Source organism: Methanospirillum sp., assembly GCF_035560735.1.
Classification (GTDB): domain Archaea; phylum Halobacteriota; class Methanomicrobia; order Methanomicrobiales; family Methanospirillaceae; genus Methanospirillum.
Genome location: NZ_DATMYY010000232.1, coordinates 1 through 3955 on the forward strand (window position 1 = coordinate 1; position 3955 = coordinate 3955).

The window sequence follows — 3955 nt, forward strand, 5'->3', positions numbered from 1 at the left end:
ACACAAACCTCTTCGACCCAGCACGTGTCGGAATTCGTGGCGCAACTGTGCATGGACACTCCCTCCGTCTCGCAGAAGACGGTATGATGTTCGACATGCTTCAGCGGTGTGTTCTCGATGGCGGCGTAGTAAAATACGTCAAGGACCAGATTGGTGTACCACTCGACAAGAAAGTCGCAGTCGGTAAGCCAATGGACGAGGCATGGCTCAAGGCAAACACCACGATGTTCCACTCACTCGTCGGATCTGCATTCCGCGACGACAAAGAGTATGTCGAATACGTTCAGCGCATTCACTCCCTGAGGACCAAGTACGGCTTCATGCCGGTTGAGTAAGGAGGCAAAAAATATGGCAAAAATTGAGAGAGCACAGAAACTTTTCCTCAAGGCTCTGAAAACAAAATTCGCGGGTGATGTCCAGTCAACTACCGGTCAGTACTACAACTGGGGTGACCTGAAGCAGTCCCCACGTAAGCAGGAATTCATTGCAGCCAGCAAGAAGGCCGAGCTCCGCCGTGGAATCTCCATGTACGACCCTTACCGCTGCCACCTCGGTGGTCTGCCAATGGGTCAGCGTCAGCTCATGACCTACGAGGTCTCCGGAACCGGAACCTTCGTAGAGGGTGACGACCTACACTTCGTCAACAACCCAGCAATGCAGCAGATGTGGGATGATATCCGCCGGACTATCATCGTCTCAATGGATCTCGCCCACAACACCCTGCAGAAGCGTCTCGGCAAGGAAATCACCCCTGAAACCATCAACGAGTACCTCCACATCCTTAACCACGCAATGCCAGGCGCAGCAGTGGTTCAGGAACACATGGTCGAGACACACCCAAGTGTTGTCGATGACTGTTACTGTAAGGTCTTCACTGGTGACTCCGAACTTGCAGACCAGCTCGAGAAGCAGTTCGTCCTTGATGTCGACAAGCTCTTCCCGGCAAAGCAGGCAGAGGAACTCAAGGCAGCAGTCGGCAAGTCACTCTGGCAGGCAATCCACATCCCAACCATCGTCTCCCGTACTTGTGATGGTGGAACCACCAGCCGCTGGTCTGCAATGCAGATCGGTATGTCCTTCATCACCGCATACCGCATGTGCGCCGGTGAAGCAGCAGTCGCTGACCTCTCCTACGCAGCAAAGCACGCCGGTGTTATCCAGATGGGTAGCCACCTGCCAGCACGTCGTGCACGTGGTCCAAACGAGCCCGGTGGTATCCTCTTCGGTCACTTCGGTGATATGATCCAGGCAAACCGGAAGTACCCGAACGACCCCTGCAAATCAACCCTTGAGGTTGTCGGTGCAGGAGCAATGCTCTTTGACCAGATCTGGCTCGGATCATACATGTCCGGTGGTGTCGGATTCACTCAGTATGCAACCGCAGCATACACCGACAACATCCTTGATGAGTACTGCTACTACGGTATGGACTACATCAAGGACAAATACAAGGTTGACTACAAGGCCCCAAGCCCAGACAACAAGATCAAGCCAACCCAGGAGATCGTCAACGACATTGCAACCGAGGTCACCCTCAACGGTATGGAACAGTACGAACAGTTCCCAACCGCAATGGAAGACCACTTCGGTGGTTCCCAGCGTGCAGCAGTCCTTGCAGCAGCATCCGGTATCTCTACCGCAATCGCAACTGCAAACTCCAACGCTGGTCTGAACGGCTGGTACCTGTCCATGCTTCTGCACAAGGAAGGCTGGTCACGTCTCGGTTTCTTCGGATACGACTTGCAGGACCAGTGCGGTTCCACCAACTCACTCTCCGTCCGGCCAGACGAAGGCTGTATCGGCGAGTTCCGTGGACCAAACTACCCGAACTACGCAATGAACGTGGGTCACCAGGGAGAATACGCAGCAATCGTCGCTTCCTCACACTACGGACGTGGCGACGGATTCTGTCTCTCCCCACTGATCAAGATCACCTTCGCAGACCCATCCCTGGTCTTCGACTTCAGCGAGCCACGCAAGGAGTTCGCAAAGGGTGCAATCCGCGAGTTCGTTCCGGCCGGAGAGAGATCTCTCCTTATGCCAGCCCGTTAAACCGGGTACAATCTTTCTTTTTCTTTTTTGCCTGATCCACCGGATAGAATACGTAAGGCTGTTCTTTAAAGAAGGAGTCCGAAGGTATGCAGATCTCTTATCTCCGTAGTCTACTCATATAGAGCCATGAATAGCAGAGTCGGAGACCTGATAATGAGAATAAATCGCGGCTAACTCAACCTCAAAAAAAAGTCTACACTTTTTTGGAATCCTGGAACCAGTTCTTATCAATAAAAAGTGGGATTAGGTTTGAATTTCTGAAATGATCCCAGGTTTTGACATATAAATCCAGTACCCGCTAAACGGCTGGACTGGTGTCTGATCATTTACCCCTTTTACAATCATACTTCCATATCGCTGCAGTGCAGCATTGAAACCCAGGCAGTCCTGCCATCCATCTACGGATGAGAGTGCTTTTCGTGCTTCAACTGACCAGATCCCGGAAAACCCTATTGCGTTCCATCCCTGTGAGAGCATCCGGGGTTGTATCTTTTGCGAAGTTATATCATAGGAGAGCGGAACCGAATCAGCTTTTGCCGAATATATCCAGACTGCCATAAACGGCTTTATTTGAGTTGTCCGAAGAAGAGGAACCCATCCTTGAGATGGTTCATACAGGAGTGCACTATGCCCGGCAACATCAATATGCTCAAATATCTGGGCAGTATCCTTGCCTGGGGCCAGATTTTTAGGAACTGAAACAAAATTCCAGCCTGCCGATATTGGGATAGAATCTACAAGGGGAGATTCATTACGAACAGATATATACTGCAATTTCTCTTCAGTATCCGTGTTCCCTCGACTGTCCCGTATTGTCAGCGATACAGGATAGGTTCCTTCATGGACGTATGTATGAGCAGGGCTTTCAACAGAGTCTCTTGTTCCATCACCAAAATCCCAGATCCGGGAACTGATCTCACCGCTGGACTTATCTGCAAACTGGACACTGAGAGGAGCTGCTCCTGATCTCGGTGTACCAACAAATTCTGCAGATAGCGGTTCAGATGCAAAAACCTGAATATCCATTTTGCGGCTTTTACTCTCTCCCTGTTCATTACTTACTTTGAGTGTGGCAAAGTAGGTGCCTGGCCCGGTGTAGGTATGCGAGGGATCAGGAGCCGAACTTGCTGGTGTACCATCTCCAAAGTCCCAGAGCCAGACCATAGCCCCGGTTGAGAGATCCGAGAACTGCACAGTAAGAGGAGCCTTGCCTGATTGTGGAACAGCACTAAAGTTTGCATCCAGTGGGAGCGGATTAACCTGAATGTATCTCTCTTTCACCTGGGTCTTACTACTCCCATCAGGATATTGTACAGTCAACCGTACAGTGTACACCCCACCATTTGCATAGGTGTGAACCGGGTCTTCACCGCCAGATGAATAACCGTCACCAAAATCCCATGACCATCCCGATGGATTCCCTTTTGAAAGATCTGAGAACATGACCATGAGCGGCGCTCTTCCAGATGTAGGAGCACCAGAAAAATCAACAGGATTAGAACCCACATTTTGGGACACGAATTGTTGATGCGAGGTAAATCCTGGTTCTTCACCATATACGCTCATTGATGAAATTGCCAGAACAAGTGCCAGAATAAAAATTACAGAAATTCTACTCATATTAACTCCATCAGGTTTCCTGACCTGCACATATTTTAGAGACTACATTACCCCAGGAATAATTATCATAACGTGGAAATTTTTGCATGAGACAAGGTCTCTCATTGCATAGAACCACCCGATAAATTAAGTCCATGCCTATGAGTATCATAATCACGAGTCAACATAAGTTTTTCGAATTTATCTGATCAATACCCGGAAACCTGTTTCATGATTCTTTCAGGGATCACAAATTATCTCATCATGAAGAGTGTAGATGAGGCTCTTTCGGAGGGCATGGAAC

At 49.7% G+C, this 3955-nt stretch carries 3 protein-coding genes; 2 read left to right on the plus strand and 1 reads right to left on the minus strand.

Annotation, left to right across the window (positions count from 1 at the left end; all coding sequences use genetic code 11):
- Together mcrG and mcrA are read left to right on the plus strand one after the other, a co-directional pair.
- Positions 1-335 (plus strand): coenzyme-B sulfoethylthiotransferase subunit gamma (gene mcrG, locus VN429_RS06670; protein WP_325631225.1); only part of this gene is annotated, 335 nt, incomplete at its 5' end.
- A 13-nt stretch (positions 336-348) separates the two neighbouring features.
- Positions 349-2052: a coenzyme-B sulfoethylthiotransferase subunit alpha gene (mcrA, locus tag VN429_RS06675; protein ID WP_325631227.1), complete on the plus strand. Its 1704-nt coding sequence runs from the start codon at positions 349-351 to the stop codon at positions 2050-2052.
- 243 nt (positions 2053-2295) lie between these two features.
- Here mcrA and VN429_RS06680 read toward each other — a convergent pair whose 3' ends face one another.
- The gene (locus VN429_RS06680; protein WP_325631230.1) at positions 2296-3672 is read right to left on the minus strand and encodes a PKD domain-containing protein; all 1377 of its coding nucleotides are present in this window, start codon (positions 3670-3672) and stop codon (positions 2296-2298) included.
- Positions 3673-3955: the final 283 nt, after the last annotated feature.